At 61.2% G+C, this 23224-nt stretch carries 24 protein-coding genes and 1 pseudogene; 13 read left to right on the top strand and 12 right to left on the bottom strand.

The features are described from left to right. Window positions 1-652 precede the first annotated feature (652 nt). Genes KBX14_RS10000 through KBX14_RS09990 form a run of 3 tightly spaced genes read left to right on the top strand, consistent with a single transcriptional unit; the run spans window position 653 to window position 3239 of the window. The gene (locus KBX14_RS10000) at window positions 653-1489 is read left to right on the top strand and encodes a MetQ/NlpA family ABC transporter substrate-binding protein (RefSeq protein WP_070975754.1); all 837 of its coding nucleotides are present in this window, start codon (window positions 653-655) and stop codon (window positions 1487-1489) included. 22 nt (window positions 1490-1511) lie between these two features. Further along, complete coding sequence (locus KBX14_RS09995) at window positions 1512-2552, top strand: methionine ABC transporter ATP-binding protein (RefSeq protein WP_256042457.1); 1041 nt, start codon at window positions 1512-1514, stop codon at window positions 2550-2552. Then, window positions 2553-3239, top strand: coding sequence for a methionine ABC transporter permease (locus KBX14_RS09990; protein ID WP_070975750.1), 687 nt, complete (start codon window positions 2553-2555; stop codon window positions 3237-3239). Window positions 3240-3266: 27 nt separating this feature from the next. Here KBX14_RS09990 and KBX14_RS09985 read toward each other — a convergent pair whose 3' ends face one another. Then, on the bottom strand, window positions 3267-3683 hold the full coding sequence (locus KBX14_RS09985) for a low molecular weight phosphatase family protein (protein WP_070477457.1): 417 nt from the start codon (window positions 3681-3683) through the stop codon (window positions 3267-3269). Continuing rightward, window positions 3680-4765, bottom strand: coding sequence for an ACR3 family arsenite efflux transporter (gene arsB, locus KBX14_RS09980; RefSeq protein ID WP_256042456.1), 1086 nt, complete (start codon window positions 4763-4765; stop codon window positions 3680-3682). Before arsB ends, KBX14_RS09985 begins: the two co-directional genes overlap by 4 nt. A gap of 84 nt (window positions 4766-4849) precedes the next feature. On the opposite strand from arsB, the gene KBX14_RS09975 reads away from it, so the two are divergent. The 6 genes from KBX14_RS09975 (at window position 4850) to menE (ending at window position 10184) form a co-directional block, all read left to right on the top strand. Further along, complete coding sequence (locus tag KBX14_RS09975) at window positions 4850-5182, top strand: helix-turn-helix transcriptional regulator (RefSeq protein WP_256042455.1); 333 nt, start codon at window positions 4850-4852, stop codon at window positions 5180-5182. Window positions 5183-5223: 41 nt separating this feature from the next. Beyond that, window positions 5224-6126 carry an AEC family transporter gene (locus KBX14_RS09970; protein WP_256042454.1) on the top strand — a complete coding sequence of 301 codons (903 nt, stop codon included), beginning with the start codon at window positions 5224-5226 and terminating at the stop codon, window positions 6124-6126. A 37-nt stretch (window positions 6127-6163) separates the two neighbouring features. Next, complete coding sequence (locus tag KBX14_RS09965) at window positions 6164-7153, top strand: substrate-binding domain-containing protein (RefSeq protein WP_256042453.1); 990 nt, start codon at window positions 6164-6166, stop codon at window positions 7151-7153. Further along, a complete protein-coding gene (locus tag KBX14_RS09960) occupies window positions 7150-8196 on the top strand; it encodes an ABC transporter permease (RefSeq protein WP_256001141.1) in 1047 nt (348 codons plus the stop codon). The genes KBX14_RS09965 and KBX14_RS09960 overlap by 4 nt, the downstream gene beginning before the upstream one ends. Beyond that, the gene (locus KBX14_RS09955) at window positions 8197-8955 is read left to right on the top strand and encodes an ATP-binding cassette domain-containing protein (protein WP_256006103.1); all 759 of its coding nucleotides are present in this window, start codon (window positions 8197-8199) and stop codon (window positions 8953-8955) included. It begins immediately after the preceding gene. A 101-nt stretch (window positions 8956-9056) separates the two neighbouring features. Beyond that, window positions 9057-10184, top strand: coding sequence for an o-succinylbenzoate--CoA ligase (menE, locus tag KBX14_RS09950; RefSeq protein WP_256042452.1), 1128 nt, complete (start codon window positions 9057-9059; stop codon window positions 10182-10184). Here the strand turns inward: menE and KBX14_RS09945 are convergent. Beyond that, a complete protein-coding gene (locus KBX14_RS09945; protein ID WP_256042451.1) occupies window positions 10181-11020 on the bottom strand; it encodes a glycosyltransferase in 840 nt (279 codons plus the stop codon). The genes menE and KBX14_RS09945 overlap by 4 nt on opposite strands. 48 nt (window positions 11021-11068) lie before the next feature. Here KBX14_RS09945 and KBX14_RS09940 point away from each other — a divergent pair, with 48 nt between their 5' ends. Next, on the top strand, window positions 11069-11971 hold the full coding sequence (locus KBX14_RS09940; RefSeq protein ID WP_256042450.1) for a 1,4-dihydroxy-2-naphthoate polyprenyltransferase: 903 nt from the start codon (window positions 11069-11071) through the stop codon (window positions 11969-11971). 278 nt (window positions 11972-12249) lie between these two features. On the opposite strand, the gene KBX14_RS09935 is transcribed toward KBX14_RS09940, so the two are convergent. Then, window positions 12250-12477: a hypothetical protein gene (locus KBX14_RS09935; protein ID WP_256042449.1), complete on the bottom strand. Its 228-nt coding sequence runs from the start codon at window positions 12475-12477 to the stop codon at window positions 12250-12252. 171 nt (window positions 12478-12648) lie between these two features. Here KBX14_RS09935 and KBX14_RS09930 point away from each other — a divergent pair. After that, a pseudogene (locus KBX14_RS09930) lies at window positions 12649-13520 on the top strand (Abi family protein). Window positions 13521-13762: 242 nt separating this feature from the next. On the opposite strand, the gene KBX14_RS09925 reads toward KBX14_RS09930, so the two are convergent. Then, on the bottom strand, window positions 13763-14992 hold the full coding sequence (locus KBX14_RS09925; protein ID WP_070495012.1) for an MFS transporter: 1230 nt from the start codon (window positions 14990-14992) through the stop codon (window positions 13763-13765). Window positions 14993-15083: 91 nt separating this feature from the next. Here KBX14_RS09925 and KBX14_RS09920 point away from each other — a divergent pair, with 91 nt between their 5' ends. Next, complete coding sequence (locus KBX14_RS09920) at window positions 15084-15761, top strand: TetR/AcrR family transcriptional regulator (protein WP_070614954.1); 678 nt, start codon at window positions 15084-15086, stop codon at window positions 15759-15761. 247 nt (window positions 15762-16008) lie between these two features. Here the strand turns inward: KBX14_RS09920 and KBX14_RS09915 are convergent, their stop codons facing one another. The 6 genes from KBX14_RS09915 to KBX14_RS09890 form a co-directional block, all read right to left on the bottom strand. Beyond that, window positions 16009-16572 (bottom strand): hypothetical protein, encoded by a 564-nt coding sequence (locus tag KBX14_RS09915; protein WP_143000823.1) that lies wholly within the window; start codon window positions 16570-16572, stop codon window positions 16009-16011. A 57-nt stretch (window positions 16573-16629) separates the two neighbouring features. Next, the gene (locus KBX14_RS09910; RefSeq protein ID WP_070975729.1) at window positions 16630-16893 is read right to left on the bottom strand and encodes a hypothetical protein; all 264 of its coding nucleotides are present in this window, start codon (window positions 16891-16893) and stop codon (window positions 16630-16632) included. 12 nt (window positions 16894-16905) lie between these two features. Beyond that, window positions 16906-17646, bottom strand: coding sequence for a hypothetical protein (locus tag KBX14_RS09905; protein ID WP_070975727.1), 741 nt, complete (start codon window positions 17644-17646; stop codon window positions 16906-16908). Window positions 17647-17731: 85 nt separating this feature from the next. Further along, window positions 17732-17992 (bottom strand): hypothetical protein, encoded by a 261-nt coding sequence (locus tag KBX14_RS09900; protein WP_143000822.1) that lies wholly within the window; start codon window positions 17990-17992, stop codon window positions 17732-17734. Between the two features lie 275 nt (window positions 17993-18267). Continuing rightward, window positions 18268-18753 (bottom strand): DUF4411 family protein, encoded by a 486-nt coding sequence (locus KBX14_RS09895; RefSeq protein WP_070975723.1) that lies wholly within the window; start codon window positions 18751-18753, stop codon window positions 18268-18270. Then, window positions 18754-19899 (bottom strand): ImmA/IrrE family metallo-endopeptidase, encoded by a 1146-nt coding sequence (locus KBX14_RS09890; protein WP_256042448.1) that lies wholly within the window; start codon window positions 19897-19899, stop codon window positions 18754-18756. A gap of 469 nt (window positions 19900-20368) precedes the next feature. Between KBX14_RS09890 and KBX14_RS09885 the strand changes: the two genes are divergently transcribed. Further along, complete coding sequence (locus tag KBX14_RS09885) at window positions 20369-21652, top strand: hypothetical protein (RefSeq protein WP_256006082.1); 1284 nt, start codon at window positions 20369-20371, stop codon at window positions 21650-21652. Here the strand turns inward: KBX14_RS09885 and KBX14_RS09880 are convergent. Beyond that, window positions 21649-22965, bottom strand: a complete 1317-nt coding sequence (locus KBX14_RS09880) for an HtaA domain-containing protein (protein ID WP_071572843.1) — start codon at window positions 22963-22965, stop codon at window positions 21649-21651. The genes KBX14_RS09885 and KBX14_RS09880 overlap by 4 nt on opposite strands. Window positions 22966-23224: the final 259 nt, after the last annotated feature.

The following is a 23224-nucleotide window of genomic DNA, read 5'->3' as shown; positions in this document are numbered from 1 at the left end:
AGCTATCTGGCCAGTCGGTTAACTTGCGGATCAGATCCGCAAGCAGTCTGGCTAGCAGCCCGCCTAAGGCTCGGATTGTGATCTCCTTCATCGCTTTCCGGGCCTTTCGCTTGTCCGGCTGGTTACCGGAATCAGCTTGAGGCATTCATCTCACCCCCTTCCTTACGGTCGAGACCAGCCGCTTCCACAAAGAAGCGCGTCCGCGCCGCCACTCACAGTCCGCAAATTGCAAAAGCGGGTATAAAACCGTTGCAAAAGCGGGTGCGAAATCGTTGCAGAAACGGGTACGCCACCCGCGAGCTGCACGTTTACCGCAGCGCTAGGAACACACTCGCCACCATGCCGCGCACCCAAAAACAGCAGCGCGAGCCCCCCAAAAAAACTCCAAACTGTAGTAGGTGGATTGTAGTAATCCTCGAAATTCTTTGCGAAAAGCGGAATACTACAATCCTTTTACTCACTTTTAGGCGCTTGGCCAACCCGCAGCCGCCAGCCACCCCGCCACCCAACCACCCCGCCCCAACATAGCACAAGCCCAAACCAGACCGCCCCGACCACTTCGTGCCACAACAACTAGACCGACCAGTCTTGCAATAACAAACCGAGTGGTTTATTCTTCGGTACAGCTTAAAACAACTTGAAAGGAAACATTGTGCTGAAGAAACTCACTGCTATCACCGCGGCAGCCGCCCTCGCCCTGGGTCTGACTGCCTGCTCCGGCGATTCCACCGACACCACCGCAGCCCCGGACGGGGACCTGGACACCATCCGCGTCGCTACTTCGCCTGGCCCGTATTCGGAGCTGTTCACGGATGCGGTCGGCCCCATCTTGGAGGGACAGGGCTACGAGGTGGAGTACCAGTCGTTTACTGACCTGACCCAGGCAGATACTGCGCTCAACGAGGGGTCCGCGGACTTGAACGTTGACCAGCACACTGCCTGGCTGAACGTCTTTAATGAGGAGAAGGGCGGCAACCTCGCCTCCATTACTGAGGTGCCGACGGTACCGGCCGGCTTGTACTCCGATAAGTACACGCAGCTCACCGAGGTTGCCGACGGCCACAAGGTTGGCATCCCGCTGGATGGGTCGAACAAGTCCCGCGCGCTGCACCTGCTAGTGGATGCTGGCTGGATCACATTGCAGGACCCGGATGCGACGCTGGTCGCGGAGTCGGATATTAAGGACAACCCCCACAACCTGGAGATTATCTCCATTGATTCGGGCAACCTGTCGCGCACGCTGCCGGACTTTGACTGGGCGGTGATTCCTGGCTCCATGTCGTATTCCGCCGGGTTGGACCCGAAGTTGCAGGTGTTCCAGGAGACGTTGCGTCCGGAGCTGATTCTTGTAGCGGTGACCACCGAGGACAAGAAGGATCAGCCGTGGGCGAAGGCGGTCGCGGACGCGTACCGCTCGGAGGAGTTCAAGCAGTACTTCGACGAGCACAACGAGAACAACTACTGGTTCCTTCCGGATTCTCTGAAGTAGACAAAGCGCTAGAAAGGCTCGCATGACCATCGCAACCGGCAGCGGCAACGCCGTCATATTCGACGGTGTGACCAAGGTGTTCGACACCGGGGACACAAGCTTTACTGCACTCGAGGACATCTCGTTCGCGGTACCCGCGGGCGGGATTTCCGGCGTGGTGGGGACGTCTGGTGCTGGCAAGTCCACGCTGATTCGTACCGTCAATGGGCTGGAGGTGCCGACGTCGGGCTCGGTGTCGGTACTCGGCGAGGAGCCCGCGAAGCTGAACGCGAAGCAGCTGCGTGACCTGCGGCGCAAGGTGTCGATGGTGTTCCAGAACTACAACCTTCTGGAGACCAAGACGGTTGCGGAGAATGTAGCCACGCCCCTGTTGCTATCGAAGACGCCGAAGGCGGAGATCCAGCGCCGTGTCGCGGAGGCCCTCGAAATGGTGGGGCTGGCCGACCGCGCAAGTCACAAGCCACGCCAGCTTTCGGGCGGTCAGCGGCAGCGCGTCGGCATCGCTCGTGCGCTTGTGACCAATCCGAGTATTTTGCTTTGCGACGAGCCCACGTCCGCCCTGGATCCGCTCACCACAACACAAATCCTGGAGCTACTCCGAAAGATCAATGCGGAGCTCGGCGTGACCATTTTGCTGATCACACACCAGATGGACGTAGTGGCACGCCTCGCGGATGAAGTTGCGGTGCTATCCGAAGGCCACCTTGTGGAATCGGGCCCCGTCGCCGAGGTGTTCGCCGACCCGCAGCACCCGTTGACGCAGCGGTTCGTGGAGACGGTCATCCAGCGCGAGGTCCCTGAGCACGTGCGCGAGACCATCCGCGAAGGAAGGTTTGACCGCGCGGTGCAGCTCGTCCACACGGGAGGGGCTGCTCAAGAGGTGTTCACGCAGCTCGTTGGCAAGTTTGGTGTGGATGCGCGGCTGCTGGCGTCGTCAAGTACTGAGCTTGCGAAGACCACCGTGGGCACCACCATCGTCGGCCTGCATGGCGGCGAGGCGGACGGCGCGGTGGCGTGGCTGTCGAGCCTGGAAGGTGTGACTGTGAATGAGGTGGAGGCGTAAATGGAACCGCTGAACTCCTGGTGGCGCGACCTCACGGGCTCGCGCGTGACTCCGTCGATGTACCTCGATTCCTTCGGGGAGACCGTGTACATGGTGGGGGTCGCGCTGTTCATTGGCGCTCTGGTTGGCATTCCGCTGGCGCTGGCGCTGGTAATCACCCGCCCGGGCGGTCTGCGCCCGAACCGGCTGGTGTACGGGGTGCTCAACGTGGTGGTCAACATCATCCGTTCCCTGCCGTTCATCATCTTGCTCGTCGCGATTTCGCCGTTCACCCGCTCTATTGTGGGTACCTCAATAGGCACGACGGCCGCGCTGGTGCCACTCACCCTGTACATCGCCCCGTTCATCGCGAGGCTCATCGAGCAGTCCCTGCTCGAGGTCAACCCCGGTATCACCGAGGCTGCCGAATCGATGGGTGCGAACATGTGGCAGACCATCCGGCACTTCCTCCTCCCGGAGGCGAAATCCTCCATCATCCTCGCAATCACCACGGCAACCGTGGGTCTCATCTCCGCGACCGCGATGGCCGGAACGATTGGCGGTGGCGGCGTGGGCGACCTCGCGATTGCCTACGGCTACCAGCAGTTCGACTCTGTGGCAATGCTCACCACCGTGATCATCCTGATCATCGTGGTGCAGGCCATCCAGTCGCTAGGTAATACACTCGCCCGCCGGGCCCGCGCGTAGCGCCCCAAACCGCTCAAAGCGTGGGATTCAAAGCGTGCGATGCAGCTCGCGCAGGAGGGCGCGCACGCGGGCGTCGATATCGTCGCGTACGAGGCGCATCCGTTCCATACCTTCGATGCCACGGGTGGATGGCTCGTCGGTGTGCCAGCGTTCCAGGGTGCCGGCGGCGTCGGCTGGCATGTTGAGCTGGGCGGCGTCGCCAATTATTACTACTCGGTCGACTGTGCGCAGCAGTTCTGGGTCGATGGGTTTTGGTGTGCCGCGCGACATGTCGGCACCGAGTTCTGCAATTGCGGCGACGGATTCTTGGTTCAGCTTCGTGCCCGGTTTCGTGCCAGCGGAGAAGACGCTGACCTGGTCGCCTGCGTAGTGTCGCGCAAGCGCCGCCGCCATTTGTGATTTACCGCCGTTGCTGACGCAGACGAACAAGACACTGGGGTTCATGAACGGCTCCTTGCAGCTGGCAGGGTGGGATCGCCTGGGAAGAGTCTCTGCCCGATGCCGCGCATGAGGTAGACAAGTCCGACGAGGACGGGGATTTCGATGAGCGGGCCGATCGTACCTGCCAGCGCTTGAGCCGAGGTGGCGCCAAACGTGCCGATCGCCACCGCGATGGCCAACTCGAAGTTGTTGCCCGCGGCGGTAAAGGACACGGAGGCGGATTGGGCGTAGCCCATCCCCGACGCCTTCGACACCACCAGGGCGATCAGGAACATGCCCACGAAGTACCCCAGCAGTGGCAGGGCGACTCGGGCAACGGTCCACGGTTGGGATGTAATCTGCTCGCCTTGCAGGGAGAACAGCAGCACGATCGTGTACAGCAACCCCACGAGCGCAAGCGGAGAAACCGCGGGCAGGAAGGTCTCTTCGTACCACGCACGGCCCTTCACTCGCTCACCGATGATGCGGGAGAGCACTCCGGCAAGTAGCGGGATACCGAGAAACACCAGTACTGCGGTGACGATGGAGAAGAAGGAGAACTCCACAGAGATGGTCTCCAGGCCCAGCCAGCTCGGCAGGATCTGCAGGTAGAACCATCCGAGCACGCCGAACATGAGCACCTGGAATACTGAGTTGATGGCGACCAGGACGGCCGTGGCTTCCCGGTCGGCGCAGGACAGGTCGGACCACACCAGCACCATGGCGATGCAGCGCGCCAGTCCGACGATGATGAGGCCTGTGCGTAGCTCTGGCTGGTCCGGCAGAAACAGCCAGGCCAGGGCGAACATGAACGCGGGGCCGACGATCCAGTTCAAGATGATGGAGACGGTCATGAGCCGTTTGTCGGTGGCGATCTCGCGGATCTTGTCGTAGCGGACTTTGGCCAGCGGCGGGTACATCATCACCAAAAGGCCCAGCGCGATCGGCAGCGAAATACCGCCGACTTCAAAACGCTCAAGCGTGCTGCGGAGTCCTGGAACGGCGCGGCCCAGCAGCAGACCGAATGCCATCGCCAAGATGATCCACACTGGTAGGAATCTGTCGAGGAACGACATTCGAACGGGGGTCGGCTCTGGGTTGGTCATCTAATCACCTCACATATCGATAATTATCAATATGTGAAAATAGAGGGCCGCATAGACCGCTGTCAATATGAGAAGGTAGAAGTCATGCACGAACAATCCCCCGCCCCAGACTGCTGCTCACTCGGCTCCGGCCCGCTACCCCCAGAAGACGCCGAGCGCTACGCGGCCCTGTTCAAAGTGCTGGCAGATCCCTCCCGACTGCGCCTCCTCTCCCGCCTCGCCGCAGAAGGGTGCGAGCCGATGAGCGTGACCGCGCTTACCGAGTATTCCGGGCTCAGCCAACCGACGGTCTCCCACCACCTCAAGAAGCTTGCCGAAGCCGGACTACTCAAAAAGTCCCGAACAGGCCGAACCGTCACGCACGAAATCTGCCCGGCTCCCTTCGCGGAACTGCGCACCGTCCTGCAGATGGACTAGGCGCCAGTTTCACGGGCGCGTAGCCACTACACTCATTCGACATGCTTGACGTTCTGACTGGTTTCGCCATCATCTTCACCGTGATCGCGGCGGGCTGGTGGCTTGCCCAGAAGAAGGTGATCGGCCCGGGCGAGCAGCGGCTGCAGCTCAACCGCATCGCGTTCCATGTGGCAACACCGTCGTTGATTTTTTCATCGGTGGCGGTTTCGGACACGGATGCGTTCTTCTCCCCGGTGATCCTGGTGATCGCAATCGCGACAGTGACCACGATGCTGATCTATTGGGCGATCAGTGCGGTGTGGTTCAAGCAGGATGCTGCGGAGACCATGGCGGGGGCGGCGTCGTCGAGTTATTACAACTCGGTCAATATCGGGTTGCCCATTGCCACGTACGTGCTGGGGGATCCGACGTACGTGATTCCGGCGCTGGTGTTGCAGATGGCGGTGCTCTCCCCCATCGTGATCGCCGGCCTGGACCGTGGGGCGTCGGGGGTGCTGAAGTCAGTGATTGCGGGGTTGAAGGCGCCGGTGGTGGTTGCGGCGTTTGCGGGGTTTGCGGTGTCGGCGTCGTCGTGGACGGTGCCGGAGCCGGTGCTCGCGCCGCTGCAGATTCTGGGCGGCGCGTCCATCCCGATGATCCTTATGAGCTTCGGAGCCTCGCTCACCGGGGAGAAGGTACTGCAGAGCCAGCGCTTGGCGACGACCACCGCTACCGCCCTCAAGCTGATCGGCATGCCAGCCGTGGCATGGGGCGTGGCATCAATACTGGGCCTGACCGGCTCCGATATGTACGCGGCCCTCATCCTGTGCGCGTTGCCGACGGCGCAGAACGTGTACAACTACGCGGCGACGTACCGCTCGGGTGAGGTGATCTGCCGGGACACCGTCTTCCTCACCACGTTCCTATCGCTGCCTGCGATGTTGTTGATCGCGGGGGTGTTCTAGCCTTGACAAACATGGTGCGTTGGATCACACTCATACAATGGCTAAGACACGGACTACATTTTTGGCCGCAGCGCTGATGGCTGCGGCGTTGCTTGCTGGGTGCTCCTCAACAGGCGGCGCACCCCGATCCGAGAACGCTGAAGGGACCGCTGGTGGCGTCGATACGCCGAGGTACGTGGTGGCCATGGTCACCCACGGTGCTCCGGGCGACACCTACTGGGACCTCGTGCGCAAGGGCGCCGAGGACGCGGCGAAGAAGGACAACATCGAGCTGCGCTATTCCTCCGACCCGCAGGCGCCGAACCAGGCGAACCTGGTGCGCTCCGCGGTGGACGCTGGCGTCGACGGCATCGCCGTGACCATGCCGAACGCCGAAGCAATCGGTCCTGCGGCGCGCAACGCTGTCGACCGTGGCATCCCCGTCGTCGGTCTGAACGCCGGCATGGGCAAGTACCAGGACTACGGCATGACCGGCTTCTTCGGCCAGGACGAGTCGGTGGCGGGCAACGCCGCCGGCGAGCGCCTCAAGGAGCAAGGCAAGTCGAACGTCCTGTGCGTCATCCACGAGCAGGGCAACTCCTCCCAGGAAGCGCGTTGCGACGGCGTACGCAAGGGCCTCGACGGCAACGTCGAGCTGCTCTACGTCAACGGCCAGGATCTGACGTCCGTGCAGTCCACCATCACCTCGAAGCTGTCGCAGGACACAAGCTTCGACACCGTCTTCGCCCTCCAGGCGCCGGTGGCGATGCGCGCGACGGAGTCCGTGAAGCAGTCCGGGTCCAAGGCGCAGGTCGTCACCTTTGACACCAACGCCGAGCTTGTCGACGCCATTGCCGACGGCCGCGTCGCCTTCGCCGTCGACCAGCAGCCGTACCTGCAGGGCTACCTGGCCGTCGACTCACTGTGGATCGCGAAGCGCAACGGCGGCACCCTCGGCGGGGGCCGCCCGGTCTACACCGGCCCGAGCTTCGTAGATAAGGACAACGTGGACAAGGTCGCCGAGGCAGCGAAGGCAGGCATGCGATGAGCGCGGTGGTGAGCGAAGGGGCGTCGACAAGCGATGACCGGCTACGAACACACACTGGCTTTTCCAAGCTCATCCGGCGCCCCGAGTTCGCTTCAATGCTGGGCTTCATCGCGATCTTTGCGTTCTTCCTGACCGTCGCCCCCGCGTTCCGGTCCTTTGAGGCGTTCGCGACCACCCTGTACGCGTCCTCAACGCTGGGCATCGTGGCGCTCGCGGTGGGGCTGCTGATGATCGGCGGCGAGTTCGACCTCTCGTCCGGCGTCGCCGTGACCACCGCCGCGCTGGCCGCAACGATGCTGAACTACAACCTGCACCTCAACTCGTGGGTTGGCGCGTTCATGGCGCTCGGGATCTCGCTGGCGATCGGCGCGCTGAACGGCTACCTGGTCACCCGCACCGGCATCGATAGCTTCCTGATTACGCTGGCGGCGTTTTTGATGCTGCAGGGCCTCAACCTGGCGGTGACCAAGCTGGTGACCGGCCAGGTGGCGACACCGATCATCTCCGACATGGAGGGTTTCCCGTCGGCGCACGTGGTGTTCGCGGGCACCTTCGACATTGGCGGCGTCACCTTGAATGTGACGGTGCTGTGGTGGTTGCTGCTCGTCGCGATTGCCTCGTTTGTGCTGTTCCGCACGAAGTTCGGCAACTGGATCACGGCGGTCGGCGGGGACCAAAACGCCGCGCGTGCCGTGGGCGTGCCGGTGCGTCGGGTGAAGATTCTGCTGTTCATGGGCGTGGGCTTCGCGGCCTGGTTCGTGGGCATGCACACCCTGTTCGCCTTCGACTCCATCCAGGCAGGCCAGGGCGTGGGCAACGAGTTTCTCTACATCATCGCTGCCGTCATCGGCGGCTGCGCTATGACGGGCGGGCGCGGCACCGCGGTGGGTACCGCGATCGGCGCGCTGATTTTCGGCCTGACGAACCAGGGCATCGTCTACGCCGGCTGGAACCCTGACTGGTTCAAGTTCTTCCTCGGCGCAACACTGCTGGTCGCCGTGTTTACGAATATGTCCTTCGCTAAGTACACCAAGGGGCGCTAAGTGGCTGTCATTGAACTGAAGAACATCACCAAGTCCTACGGCAGCTTCGATGCGCTGCGCGGGGTGAACCTCGCAGTGCGTGAAGGGGAGGTCACTTGCGTGCTCGGCGACAACGGCGCCGGCAAGTCCACGTTGATCAAGATTCTCGCTGGCCTGCACCAGCCGACCTCGGGCGAAGTGCTTATCGACGGCCAGCCAACCACCTTCACCTCCCCCCGAGATTCGATCGATACCGGCATCGCAACGGTGCACCAGACGCTGGCGATCGTGGATGAGCTCAGCGTGTGGCGCAACTTCTTCCTCGGCCAGGAGCTCACCGGCCGCTTCGGCGTCCTCCGCGACGCCGAGATGAAGCAGATCTGTGCCAAGCAGCTCCTCGAGATGGGCATCGACATCCCCGACGTCGAGGTGGACGCCGGGAACCTTTCCGGCGGCCAGCGCCAGGTCGTGGCCATCGCACGCGCGGTGTACTTCGGCGCCCGCGTGCTCATCCTGGACGAGCCGACCGCGGCGCTTGGCGTGAAGCAGTCCGGCGTGGTCCTGCGCTTCGTCGCAGCTGCCCGCGACCGCGGCATCGCCGTCGTCCTGGTCACCCACAACCCGCACCACGCGTTCCTGGTCGGTGACCACTTCACCATCCTGAAGCTGGGCCGCCAGGAACTCGACGAGCCCCGGGAGAACGTGACCCTGGAGGAGCTGACCCACCAGATGGCTGGTGGCGGGGAGCTCGAGGCGCTCAGCCACGAGCTGGGAAGGTAGCTGCGCGGTTTCCGGTATACCTGAAACTCTTTCCGGTTTTGGAGATAGTTTCAGGTATACCGGAAATTAGCCTCGCGGGCGGAGCGCTAGACTAACGCTTCGTGACGAAGCTCCTGGAACTCCTGCCCGTTGACCCCGCCGACCCGCTCGCGATCCTGCCCGCCCTCGAGGAGGCCCTGACCGGCCAGCGCGCCCTGCTGCCCGTGCCGACGAACGACCCGGCGCGCGCGAACCTGCTGCGTAACACGCAGGGTGTGGGCGAGCCGATCGCGGACGACGTAGCCCTCGTGGTGGCGACCTCCGGGTCCACAGGCACCCCGAAGGGTGCGCTGTTGACCCCGACGAACCTGATTGCCAGCGCGGACGCCACCCACCAGGCGCTCGGCGGGCCGGGGCAGTGGCTGTTAGCGATGCCTGCCGCGTTCATCGCGGGTATCCAGGTGTTGGTGCGCAGCATGGTCGCGGGTGTCGAGCCCGCCTTTGTGGACCTGACCCACGGGTTCCTCGTGGATGAGTTCGCGGCGCGCACCGCGGAGATCGCGGCGACTGGGGACCGCTGCTACACAGCGCTGACCCCGCTGCAGCTGGACAAGGCGATGTCCACGCTCACCGGCATCGACGCGCTGCGCAGCTTCGACGCGGTGCTCGTCGGCGGGGCGGCCACCAACCCCGCGCTGCTGGATTCGGCGGTGAAGCTGCGCATCAACGTTGTCACCACCTACGGTTCCTCGGAGACCTCGGGCGGCTGCGTCTACGACGGGGTGCCCATCGCCGGCGCCAACGTCCGCATCCGCGACGGCCGCATCTGGCTGGGCGGGCCCATGGTGGCGCGCGGCTACCGCAACCAGCCGGAGCACCCCGACTTCGCCGAGCCAGGGTGGTTCCGCACCTCAGATGCAGGCCAGCTTATTGACGGCCACCTGACGGTCGAAGGGCGCGTCGATAATGTGATTGATTCGGGTGGGTTGAAGCTGCAGCCGGAGGTGCTGGAGCGCTTCCTGCTGCGCGTGCCCGGCGTGGCGGACGCGTGCGTGGTGGGCGTGCCGGACGAGCGCTTCGGCCAGCGCATTTGCGCCGCGTATGCGGGTGAGGCGCAGGTGCCGGACGTGATGGATGCCCTACAGGACCTGCCGCGGTGGCAGGTACCGAAAGAGCTCAAGCGCGTGGCGGCGCTGCCGCTGTTGGGGCCGGGCAAGGTGGACCGGGCCGCGGTGCGCGACCTGTTCTAGCGCGCCCCGACCACGGCACGGATCTCCTCGGCGCTGTAGCTTGCGGCAAGCTGGGCGTCGTTGCCCCCGCGCAGGTTTGTGCGCACGAGTGCCACCGACTGCGAACCCGGCACCAGCGGAAACTCCTTCGGTTTGTCAAAGACTTGGCGCACGAAGTGCCCGGAGCGCACGGCGCACATGTTGAGCCACACGTCGTCGGCGCTGGGGGCGGCACGTTGGAATGCGTCGCCCTGGGCGGCGACGAAGTCCACCATCGCGGGTGGGTACGCCACGCCGGATACGCCGGTGGCGAAGTGCCGTGGGCTCGGCGCGGTGGTGCGCACGCTGCGCCACTGCGTATACGGCGCGAACTGTCCGCCTCGCAGGGCGATCTCGTGGGCGCGATACGCCGTGACTGCCAGCGGATCCACCACCAGCTTCTCGACGAACCACCTCGGGTACAACACGTCATCATCCACCGTGATCACGCTCGTCCCCGTGCCCGCGAGCTGCCGGAACGTGCCGTAGTACTTGGTGTGCGGGCCGTAGTGGCCGTCGGAACGCCGCACCTGCAGGCCGCGCTCCACGAGCTCCCGCAGCGGCTCGGGCCAGGGCGCATCGAAGTCCTCCGCGTCCAGCCACAGGATGGTGGGCACGCGGCGAGTCCCCACCAACAGCGATGCGAGGGTGTGGTGGACCGTCGATAAGCGGGTGCCGTGCGAGGTCAGGCTGATCACGGTGTGGCCCGCGGCCGGGAACTCCAGGCGCCCGGAGCGTACCGCCATCCGCAACGACGGCAGACGCAGCGCCGCGCCTATCTGCGCCACCGCCTGCCGCGCCGCGTAATCAACCCACATGGCGCACCACTTTAGCCGACAGGCCCGACACGGGGCATGATGGAAAGCATGAACGCACAACCCAACCTGCACGCGTGGTGGGAAGCCTCCCGCCCCCACACCTGGCCAAACGCCTTCGCGCCCGTCATCGCCGGCACCGGCGTCGCGGCCTTTACCGCGCACGCCAACCTCGGCCGGGCGCTGTTGGCGCTGCTCGTGGCGTGGGCCCTCATCATCGGCGTCAACTTTGCCAACGACTACTCCGACGGCATCCGCGGCACCGACGACGACCGCTCCGGCCCCACACGCATCACCGCCAGCGGACTCGCCGAACCCAAAGACGTAAAACTCGCCGCCTTCATCGCGTTCGGTGTTGCAGGGCTGTTCGGCATCATCCTGTCCGTGCTGGCCGGGGCGTGGTGGCTGATCCTGGTCGGCGCCGCCTGCATCGCCGCCGCCTGGTTCTACACCGGCGGCAACAACCCCTACGGATACATCGGACTTGGCGAGGTCAGCGTCTTCATCTTCTTCGGCCTCGTCGCCGTGATGGGCACCGAGTTCGTCCAGACCGGCTTCCTGTCCTGGGAGGGCCTGCTCGTCGCAGTGGCGATCGGCGCGATCTCCGCATCCGTGAACCTAGTCAACAACATCCGCGACATCCCCACCGACTCCGCCTCCGGCAAGCAGACCATCGCGGTCCGCCTCGGCGACAGTCGCGCCCGCACCCTGTTCACCGTCCTGACCTGCGTCCCGTTCGTAGTCAGCGTGCTGCTAGCCCTGGTGTACGCGCCGGCCCTGGTCGGGCTGGTAGCGCTCCCCCTGGCGATCGCCGCCATCATGAAGGTCCGCAGCGGCGCGACCGGCACCGCGCTCATCCCGGTCCTCGGGCTCAACGGCAAGGCGATGCTGGCCTGGGCCGTGCTCACGGCCGTTGCGCTGGCGTTCGGCGGGATGGTCGTCCCGTACGCGTAGGGCTGGTTCTTTGTGGTTTTGCGGGGTCTACGCACCAAATTTCCTCACGCAGTTTGCGTGACCCGGGCTTTTCCAAACCGGCGTGCGAAAATCTAGGAATTTAGTGTCCTCGTTCGCCGCGCTAGTGACAAAAGACGCAACCCCCTTTTCGCGAACTGGGCTTTTACCAAGGTCGACCGGCAGGATTGCGCCCATTGTCACTCGCCGTTCACACAAGACACCACATTCCCTCACACGACCTACACGACCTGGGCTTTTCCAAATCGACACACGATTCTTCAGGACACGCCCGGCGAACCCGGAGAGGATGGCAACGCAGCGACCATATCAATCCCGTCGGCCTCGTCCAGCCAGGCGTCCAGCAGCTTCGTGCCGTCGTGGATGGTGGTCTCGAGGTTGGTGGTGCCGTAGATGAACCTGCCAGCATCGAACGCCTGTTGGTCAAAGGACTCGAACCTGGCCGCCAGGCAGCGCTTCGACCCCGCATACGCCTCAGACTCTGTCACCTGGGTGATTGGGGAAACCGGACACAGCGTGAGGAAGGCTCTCGCACATACGCCCCCGAGGACCGACGAATCCGGACGGATCAGAGAGCCCACTGGTGTGTGAACGTACCGATGGCTCCGTGCCCCGTGTTCTTGCTTCGCCGTCGTCAACTAGGTAGCTTTGCAAGCAACATGACCGGTTCCGCTGCCCGCCTCGGTGGGAGTCCAGGGCCGGTCTTCGTTTTTTATCCCGAGCATGCCGAGATGCTGCTGGCGCGATTGAACTACTGATGCGCCGTTTCTCCCAAGGCGACGGCACCGCCCGAGATGAATTCGTTGACGGAGCATCGTTTGACCTGGTGGTAGCCCTCTATGGGTTTGACGAACAATTGCGCCACAGCGTGTTCATCGAGCTTGATCGCGTGGAGTTGGCTATTCGAACCAAGCTCGGTCACGAACTGGGCCGCCTTGACCCGCTGATCTATTTGGATCCTCAACGTTTGAACGCCCGGGCACGGCAGCGAAACAAAGACGGGCGTAGCGTGCATGAGGTATGGGTGAGAAAGTACCAGTCGGCATTGAAAGCGTCGAAGGAGGACTTCGTCACCCACCACAAATCCAAATATGGCGGGACTCTACCCATCTGGGCGGCCGTCGAAATCATGGATTGGGGAATGCTGTCATACCTGTACGGCATGTCGCCCAATATCGTGCGCAAACGGATTGCCCAACCCTGCGGCCTAACCGGTCCTCAGCTTGAATCGTGGCTGAAATCCTTGAATATTCTGCGCAACTACGCAGCTCATCATGCGAGGATGCTCAACCGCGTTTACGACATCAAACCGAAACTGAACAATGACGTCAGGCTGGCTCCGGTAGCTGAAGGAATGAATCGCGTGTTCGGGCAGCTCTCCCTTATCCAATACTTGCACCGCCAACTCGGCTTGTCCCCAGCCGACCGGATGCCGAAGCTGTTCGACACTTACCCGCACAATCCCATCGTGCCGATTTCTCGCACAGGCGCACCTGACAACTGGCGTGAGTTGCCTCTCTGGCGCGTCTAATCCTTGCGGTTCATTACCGCGCGACCAAAAACACCGACTGGGTTGCCTGCAAAAGTCACGATTATCCGCACGACAAGTAAAACGGCACCGATGCCGTGTGCATTGATGATGCATTGTTAACCATGAATCTGGCTCACAACCACTTGACATAGAGCGTCGTCAAAGCCAACTCGCTGGTGGACTACTCGGGGCCGACTCCTGCGGATAACGTGATGGAACGGCTACTTCAGGCACGCTCATAGTTATTGGCGTAGTGCGGGTGCGGTGTGGGCGTAGATGACGACCACTGCAATCAAGGCGATACAGACGGCGAAGGGTGCCAGCGGGTTCCACCCGTAAAGGGCGGTCGAAGCCAGCGGGGCAATCGCGTACGCCAACCCATTATTAGCGTTGATGATGCCAGCCACTGCGCCTTGCTCATCTGCACTCATCTTCAAGGTTGGGCCAGTGTTGTACCCGGGCATCGCCAGTCCCATACCTACCCCCAGCACGATACACCCGACAACCAGTAAAGCGTGCGAGGAGGTAGGCCAAATGAGCACAGTTGCAACTAGTGTAATGGCCAGACCAGTACGTAAAAGCTTCGCTGCTCCCCACCCTGTCTTTGGAGCAATCACCGCTTGGGCAATGATCATGGTCACGCCCATGATGGTCAGGTAAATCGCGGAAATACCTGCGGTCGCAGTTGCCGACAGGGCGAAGCGGTCTTGGACAGTGAATCCAAAAATCGTAGCAACAGAAGAAAACACAAGAAACATCACCAGACCAGTTGCTAGCCAGGGAGCTACACGCGGATCAGTGAAGCGAATCCGTTGAGGCTTTGCAAAAAGTTGCCCTCGGCTTTGAGGTGCGAAACTCACCAAGAGAACAACCAGACCAATCACCATCACAACGGGCATGACCACCAAGGGCAAGAGCAGGCCACCAGCAGCGGCTAACACACCTCCAGTAACACCTCCAACAATGGAGGCCATCCCTTGAGCCGCTCCAATCATGCCCAGTGCTTTTACCCTCCCGTTCTCGCTGGCAGCATGCGTGACCAGGTGGGCTTGCGCGGTCGGGGCGATCGCTGAAATCCCTCCACCATAGAGCAAACCACGAGTGATCACAACACCAAAAACTAGTCCGACACCGCCAACTACCTGGTTCATCCCCAGGTAGGAGACAATACCGAAGGCGCTCAAAGCGATGATCGCGATCACAAGCCCGGCAGCGAGTACACGTTTAGCGCCGACACGTTGGGAAGCTCGCCCCCAATAAGCACTCAAGCTCGCTAGTACAATCGCTGCCAAAGAGATAGTGGCGCCAATATGCCATTCCCGCAATCCCATCTGTCGTGACAGTGGCGCGATGATCGGATTGAGAATCATTTGCCCCATAAAGGCGAGAAAAACGATTCCCACTACCAGGTTCGCTTGCGCTCCTGGATCAATAGAGCTCTGTGTCGGCTTATTACTACGAGGGTCGGGCATCACTACACTCCATTACTAGAACACTGTTTCACTTAGGGATATTGTAGAATGGTGTTCTAGTAAGGGTCAAGGAATAAGTTAGGGTCACCTTATGAACACTGTGCCAACGGGGCGAAGGGCTGGGCTATCACGCGAGCTGATTGTCAAACAAGCTGTACAGTTAAGCGCGATCAGTGGCGTTGAGGGATGGTCAGTACGGGACATTGCCCGTGAACTGGGCGTGGTTCCCTCAGTGATTTATCATTATTTTCCAAACAAGGAAGCCATTTGTGATGCTGTTGTAGACCGGGTATGTGTCGGGATTGAAGTTCCCGACCCGGACCTTGAATGGAAAGCCTGGTTTCGAGCTATGGCTCACAATCTACGCCCCGCATTGTTAGCATATCCGGGGATTACCGACAGGTTCGCGCGGGGCAAGTTCACCGAACAGTTTTTGCCGATGATCGATGGAGCCTGGGCCAAACTACAAGAAGCTGGGTTTGGTGACAATTCGCCTGTGGCCTACACAATTATCGCGAACTCGATCATCCACACGATCGGAGCGAGAAACCTGCGCGCATCCAATCAAATCCAGCCTCGCCACAACCTGCACGAAATGCTTGTCAGGCTTGAGCCTATGATGGCTCAATCTGTTGGACTGACCAGTATTGTCAACTCTTACCTGGAGCCTCTCTCACACCCTGATGAAGAAGAAGCGATGTCCGAGGAATACTACGACCTCGTCATCGATGTGATCCTAGACGGCATCGAACACACCCTGCTGCCTTAACTCTGACCCACTTCTCAATCATCGTCTTAGTGAGCGCCCGCACAGCTGTGTACTTCAACACAGCGGATGTACCCCAGTTGATAAGCCGGGTCAGTTCACGTTCACCCCCGCGTTCTCATGGTCACGGAGACGGTTAAGTAGTTCTTCCTGATACGGATTATTCATGGTGTGCCCTTCATCCAGGTATGGGTAAAGGGGGCCAAGGCACACACCCTGACCCCCTTCGCTGTCTGCTACGGGCTAGCGTCTACTCGGTAGCACCCGCCGTGGTCGGCTCCACCACATCCTGTTCAGCCGTCGCCAGCGCCTCCGGGCGGATCACGGAACCGCCGTACACCTGGAGGCCCGTAATCGCACGGGTGAAACGGAACGGCAGCATGGACGATTCCTCCACCTCCGTGATCTGGTAGCCGAACGGGGTAGCCATCGGGTGGCCCGCAATGACCACCTCACGGCCCGCCACCGTCGGCACCGTCGGCGCGGAAATGATGCGAAACCCGAGCAGGCGACCAATCTCACCGTTCAAGAGATTGCTGTTGTTCACTGCCTTGTCCAGGCGCTCGTCGTGCAGCAGCGCCGCTTCCATCTCGGGGCCAACCATCACGAAACGGTCAGTCTTCGGAACGTGGGTAGCGTTCAACTTCTTACGCAACTTCACTAGCACGGAGAAAGAATCCTTGGAATCAATATCCAACGGAAGCTTGCCCACCTGGTTCTGCTTACGAACGCCGTCCTTCATGAGTTTGCCGATGTAGGTATCGACCTGCTCGGACATGCCTTCCTCTGCCTCGCTGACTGCCTCCGGCTTCACGTCCAGAGCAGACTGGACGGAAGATACCAGCGGAATCTTGAAGTTAAAGTAATCGCCCTAGTCGATCTTGAACTTGCGGTCGCCGAACTCAAGGTCTTCAACAACCGTGTCTTCGGACTCGTCGTACTTACGGATGGTGGGACGGCTAAGGTTGGTGACAACAACCTCGTCACCCTTACCGCGGATTTCGCCCTCAAAGTCGCGGTTCGTCACGCCTTCCTGCGCGAATGCCCAGGTCTGACGGAGCGGCTGCATGAGCTCAGACGCGACAATCGGGCCGATTACCGGATCCCAGTTCTTGTGGGACTGTGGAGTTGCCATAGTGTGTTCCTCCTAGTGGAAACTTTTAGCGGCTGATACGGCCTTCCTCCACTGCATTGTTGATTTCCTCAAACTTGCCCTGTGCGTACAGGCGGTCGAGGTCATCGGCGGTGAGGATTCGGCCATCGTTGTTGTTCGTGGGGCGGGGGTTCCGCTGGTGCGGGGTGCTACCCCACCCGCCTTGAACTGTGGAAATGAGTTGAGCGTGTTGGTGACGAGTTCGCCAGCCTTACTGTCCCACTCGTCGCTGCCCCACTGCGGGAGATCACCTACACCACGGAGATACGGCACAAGCATGTCGCGGTCTGCCCCGTTTTCCTTCGCCAGCTTGCGTAGGGTGTTGTCCTCGCGCATTCGGTCGAGTTCGGCCTGGAGCTTGTCACGCTCGGCTTCTCGTTCCTGCGCGGCGGCCTTGGCCTGCTTGATTTGTTCCTCCGGGTCTTCGTCGGACGGTTCAAAACCGAGTACCTGCGCGAGTTTCTTCAACGTCGCTGCCTGTTCTTCCGCCTGCTTCGCCTTCACTCGGCGGTCGCCGTTCTCGTTCTTCAACTTGCGGTTTTCCGCTTCGTATCGGGCGAGCTGCTTACGTAGCGCGTCAAGGTCTACGGCTTCGTCCGCCTCGTTGGCCTGCGCCTCGCCTAGGTGTTCACCGGCTTGGGTGTAGTTGCCCTGCTCGGTGTCGTGCTGGGCTTGCTGCGCCTTGTCAGCGGCCTGCTGTGCGAGTTCTGCGGGGGTGGTGTTTTCATCCGACATGTGGTTTGTCTCCTCCTTGGGGGCTTGGGTGGTGTTCCACGCCTTGGTGGTAACGGGGAGGAGTATCGCGGAGTCAGGGTGGCGGTCAGTGTTGCGTGATAATCACCCAGGCGGAATCGTCCTCACACACCTGCCAGTACCACTCCGGCCACGTATCAGCGTTGGAGGACAAAGCCACAACCTCTGTAGGGGTTACCCAGGCGGGAGCGTCACCAACCACCATGGGCACTGTTTCCTCCGGCATTACCATCGCCTCGTCACCGTAAACAACCACCCGGTTAGACCACAGGCGCTCGGGCAGCGCCTCCCTAGCGCGCTCCACCGCCCGTGCTGCAACGTCAATCAACGCTAATCACCGCCAAAACTTCATCCGTAGGTGTCAAATCGTCCGTGCGCATCATCGTCAGCGAACCCGCCTTCAACTTCTTCAACCGTTCGTCAACATTGATTAGTCCATCTGATGACTGGCCCTCAAACCACTTGATCTCGCCGTCCTCTTTAACCCCAGTTCCAGATATGGCCGCTCCTAGTGTGTGCACGGCACGTACCGGGACATCATCGCGGGGTTCCTCGGGACGGTCGAAGGGTTATAGAGCGTGGCGTGGGGTCGGATTGGCCGTTTTAAAAAATAATGCTTTGTTGCCTTAAGAAATCAAACTCTGTCATGCACTGCACTCCCAAGCCATTGGCAACGTCAGGCAGCTTGACCCGCGTTCGTTTTCGCGGACTCGGGGTCTCATTGGTGATCACGATGAAGTCTCGGGCATGCGCACTCGCCACTATCCAAGAATCTGCAACGCGCAAAAATTCTCGAATTGCACTTTCTTCATAGGGAGCATCCTTACGATCACGCACCCATCGTGTTACCGCACGATAGGAGTCAACCTCTTCTTGCGTCACAGTGAGAACCTGCGACGTAGGGACGAAGCTTCTCAGCCACTGTGACTTTTCGTCATCTCGTTTCAGCAACTCATCTTCTACAGTCTGGTGAAAATAAAACTGACCATTGGAGAAAAACGAATCGAACTGCCGCCAGTACGTTTCAAAAATGTCCCGTGGCCGATGGTTGAACGCACCAATCACGATATTCGTATCGATGAGGTACATCTATGCGACCCCCTGCGCACGAGTAACCGTATTCTTCAACGTCTCGGTCTTGGCAATCCCCAGTTGACGCGAAGCCTCCTCTTCAGAAATTGCACCGTCTACATATGCCCCGGTGACGGTGTCCAAAAATCGGCCACCCAGCCGCGACTTCAACGTGACGAAGAAGTCACCGCCTCCACTAACAATCGGAGGCGTAGGGTTCGAGGGACGTTGCCGAAGGAATTCCTGCACTTGTGGTTTGCCAAGGCGGCGCTGCCCCACAAGGGACCACAGTGCCGTATCCGCGCTTACCCGGTACGCATCGTATGCCCATTCAGTGGTGCGTTTCAGATCGGGATTTCTGTCCCATTCCTGCAACAACGCATGCTGTGGCAGAAGCAGGGCAGCTGCAAACCTGTTACACCATCGCTCCACATCGTGATGATCATTCATGGCACCTGTGAGACCTTCTGCAGCGAGCAGTACGTGGCCCAGCTCGTGAGCAAGGCTGAAGTACTGCCCAACTTTGTAATCACTGCCGTTAACAAAGATCAAGGGGTAGGGGCCATCGAACAGTGTGAAAGCACGAAACTCGTCGATGTCGAGTTTGCGGTGGTTGTTATTTCCAAGTACGGAGTTCCGCATCACTAAGACACCGCAGTGCTCAATTGCATCCGCTAATTCCAGCACATTCTCCCGACCAGTGGGCGCTTTACCTGGCCTCCATCCGGCATCGGCAAGCTGGGGTAACAATGCACACACCGCATCGTCCGGGCTATCACGCAGTGTCCAGGCACCGCCGAAATTTGGAGGATCAATTCCTTCCGCGCGCGCAAATTCTGCATACCAGCTCAAGCGGCGCTCACAGGTATAAATCGTCTCCTTCAACGCTGGGCTGAACTCAGTTACTTTCTTACTATCCACGGTGCGAAAATCTGGGAAATCCGGCTGATCGTCCGTGGGGCCGTCGAGAAGCAAGTAACCAAACGGGATACATGCGAGCGATGCCAAGTGCTCAGCCTGACGCAGCGTCGGCGACACCTTGCCTTCCAGCCATTGCCGGACCAACCGAAAATCACTTCTTTGGGCAAGTTCTTCCACCGTGCTGCCGGTACGCTGCAGCGCCCAGCGCAGCGTCGGCTCTGCAATGTCGACTCGAACAGCCATCACTCACCTCCCGCTAGTTACGTAGTTTTTACCTTAGCGGAGGAGCCCGACAAACATCTCTGGGTAGCTACAGCTAGCAAATTGATACAAACGAGTTTTCAGGCTTGTGGAACTAACCTCACGAACGCTAGGATTCATGTCAATCGTTCAGCCCGCCTCCGAGCCAAGCTCAGAGTGTGGGCTGGATTTCTTATTGCAATCGGGGGATATACTTCGCCAAGCTGCAAGATCAAACCAGCTACAACCGTTTCGCAACAAATCGCAAGTTCTCCTCGCTTCCAGAAGGACAACGTGAACACAGTTTCGGAGCTTTCGTTATCATGTCCTCCGTAATTCGGGTTGTGTCCCCCGGGACGACTTGGCCAGACACAGTCTCGCAGTATCAAAAAGCGTGCCAGCCGTTGCACACAATAGCGATAGACATTTAAGATAAGGCTAACCTAAGTTATCTAATGAGGGGAGTCTCATCTTGAACGTATCCACACGGCGTCGCGTCGCAACGGGCACTGCTCTATTCGCGCTGTTCAGCACTAACATTGCGGCCGCGCACGCTTTCCCAACTATCGACGCCGCCACCGCCCCCGGCTGCACCGGCGAACTCGACACGCGGCACCCGAACCTCGGCGTGCAATTCGACGTCACCGGCCCCGACACCATCGACCCAACCAAGGACATCACGTTCAAATTGAAGGGTTCGGGAATCAACCCGGCGTCGACGCCCGGGGCGTCCAACGGCGTCTACGTGGTGCTCACGCCGACGCGGGTGTGGCGCCTCAACCACTGCTCCACCATGACCGGCGACGGCGACGCGCTCGTCGCACGCTGGATCCCCGCCGCCGTACTGGAAGACAACGGCGGAAAGCTGGACCTCGATCTACTCGTGGAGGCAAACACGCTGCAACCGGGGCAAACATACACGGTCGGGATCATGGCGGCGCACGCCCTGGCGCTCAGCGAGCGCTACTTCGACCGCGGCGTCACCTTCAAGGTGCCGTCGGTAACAACGGACCACGTAGCGACGCCATCCAACGTCCGCGGCGAGATCGACCAGCAGCGCAACGTCACCGTCGCGTGGGACTACCCCGAGTCCGTCCCCGGCACCGCGTGGCGCGCCCAAATCGAATGCGTCGAACACTGCACCAGCACAAAAACCCTCCGCAGCCTCGACCTTTCCGACCCCAACGCCCGCACCGCCAAGTTCGACGATGCCGACCCCGGCGTCTACCAAGCCTCCGTCAACGCCAGCCGATGGGTCAACGGCAAGTTCGTCACCACGGACTTCGGGACGTCGACGCGCTTTGTCGTAGGGGACGTCGATAAACCAATCAGCCAGCGACTGTACGCGGCCGGCATCGCGCACGAGTACGGCGAGTACGTGGCACCCGGCACCGAGATCACCCTAGCGAATCCCCTGACCGCGAAAGCGAAATGGTCAGTGACCGGGGTGAAGGACTACACAGTCGACCCCGCGACGCAGGCGCTGCGCTTCACCATGCCGACCAACCCCGTGCAGGTCGAAGTTGCAGAGGCCAAGGAGGCGCCGACGACCACCCCGACCACCCCGACTTCGACGACCACTGCGCCTGCAGCGCCTACCGTGCCTGCTGAGCCCACTACCCCTGCTGCCCCTACCAAGTTCCCGGCCTGGGGCGCGGTGCTGATCGCGGGCGGGGCAGCCCTACTCGCCGTCGTTGCTGGCCTGGCTACCCAGTCCCCCGTGATCGCGGCGCTACTGAAGCGCCTGCAGCGTTAGATCTTCGGCAGGATGCTCGCCGCGAGCGTATGCAACGCGGCAAACCCACCCAACAGCGTGGCGATAACCCCCAGCACAATCGCCACAATCGACTCCGGGGCCATACCCTGCTGCTGCACCGACGGCATCTCGACCGGCGGCAGCACCGTCCCATCCGTCAGCGTCACGACGAGCTTGCCGTCCTTATCCACCTTCACCGACGCGATACCGCGGCCGTCCTTGCCGTTGTTGCCGTCCGCGCCTGCGGCGCCTTCCTTGCCTGGGGCGCCGTCTTTTCCTGCGGTACCGTCGCGTCCATCCTTACCGTCTCGACCGGCAGGCGCGTCGCGGCCGTCACGACCATCGTGACCGTCCTTACCATCAACACCGTTGCGGCCGTCCTTGCCGTCCTTCCCCACCACTTTGCCGAGGTCCTTGGTCGTGCCGTTGGTGAAGGTCAGGATCAGGTGGCCGTCACGGTTAATCGAGGCATCGCGGATGCCGCCTTCTGGCTGCTGCCCTGGCGCTGGTGCCGGTTCCGGCTCGGCAGGCTTCTCGGGCTTCTCGCCGAGCTCCAGCGTCACAGCAAACGGCGCCGGCTTCTTCTGGTCCTCCCACCTGCTCCCGGAGTTGTAGAACCACGACCGCACCGAGTCCGTCACGTTGTTCACCAGCTCAGTCGGCCATGCATCCGGGTAGGAAATGTCCTCATCCCGCTTATAGACGACCCCTTCGTACTCCGGCGTCGCCCCCACCATCACTGTCTTGCCATCGACGGCAACGTTGGCACCCTTGAACGTCGCGACGGTGACCCGCTTCGCTTCCTTATTATTTGCTGCCTGGTTCGGGTCCGCCGAACTCACGACCGCCGTAATCTTACCGGCGCCCTCCGCATCGACCTCGAGCGCGAAGTCCTTGAAGGAGATCGTTTGCGCCCCGTTAATCGTGTAGGTCACCTGGCCGGTCCACTGCACCGACAGCGCTTTGGTGTCCTCGTCGACCCAGCCGGTCGCCTTCGTCAGCTTCAGGCTCCCATTGTTCGGCTCGGACTCGTCCACCGGGACGACGGAGACTCCCTCCCCTTCCACTGCGGCGTCCCACAGCAGGGCGCGTTTGCTCAGTTCCCACTCCAGGGTTTGGGGTTGGGCGTCAGCAAGCGGTGTTGACCCAGCGGGCTGAGCTGCGGCGACGGACGCGGCGGCCGTAGTGTCAGCCTCCTGTGCTTGGGCAGGGACGGCCAGCGGCGCGACGGCGAGACTTGCCGCGAGCACAACCGCGGGCAACACTGGCAGCGCTGGTAGCGTGGCGTAGATCCTGCGTTGGGACTTCTTCATAAGGTTCACCCTCCTCGTGTAAATATTAGGCTTGCCTTACCTTAGTGCAATATATGGTTTGGAGTAAAGGTTTCCGGGCAGATTTTGAGGCGTTCGTTCCCGTCGACCTCTTCCGGTCGACGGGAACACCTGGCTCCGCACACGGGGAATACCGCTACATCTGGTCATCAGCGGGCCTCTGAGGGTTAAGCGACAAAATGTGTGCTTTTTTGGATATGGATTCCAGGTCCTGCCTGGGCCTACGGCGGGACAGTGCTCG

The organism is Corynebacterium sp. CCUG 61414, from assembly GCF_024453945.1.
Lineage (GTDB): Bacteria > Actinomycetota > Actinomycetes > Mycobacteriales > Mycobacteriaceae > Corynebacterium > Corynebacterium pseudogenitalium.
The sequence above is the reverse complement of the archived record's forward strand: the minus strand, read 5'-3'. Positions and strand labels throughout refer to the sequence as shown.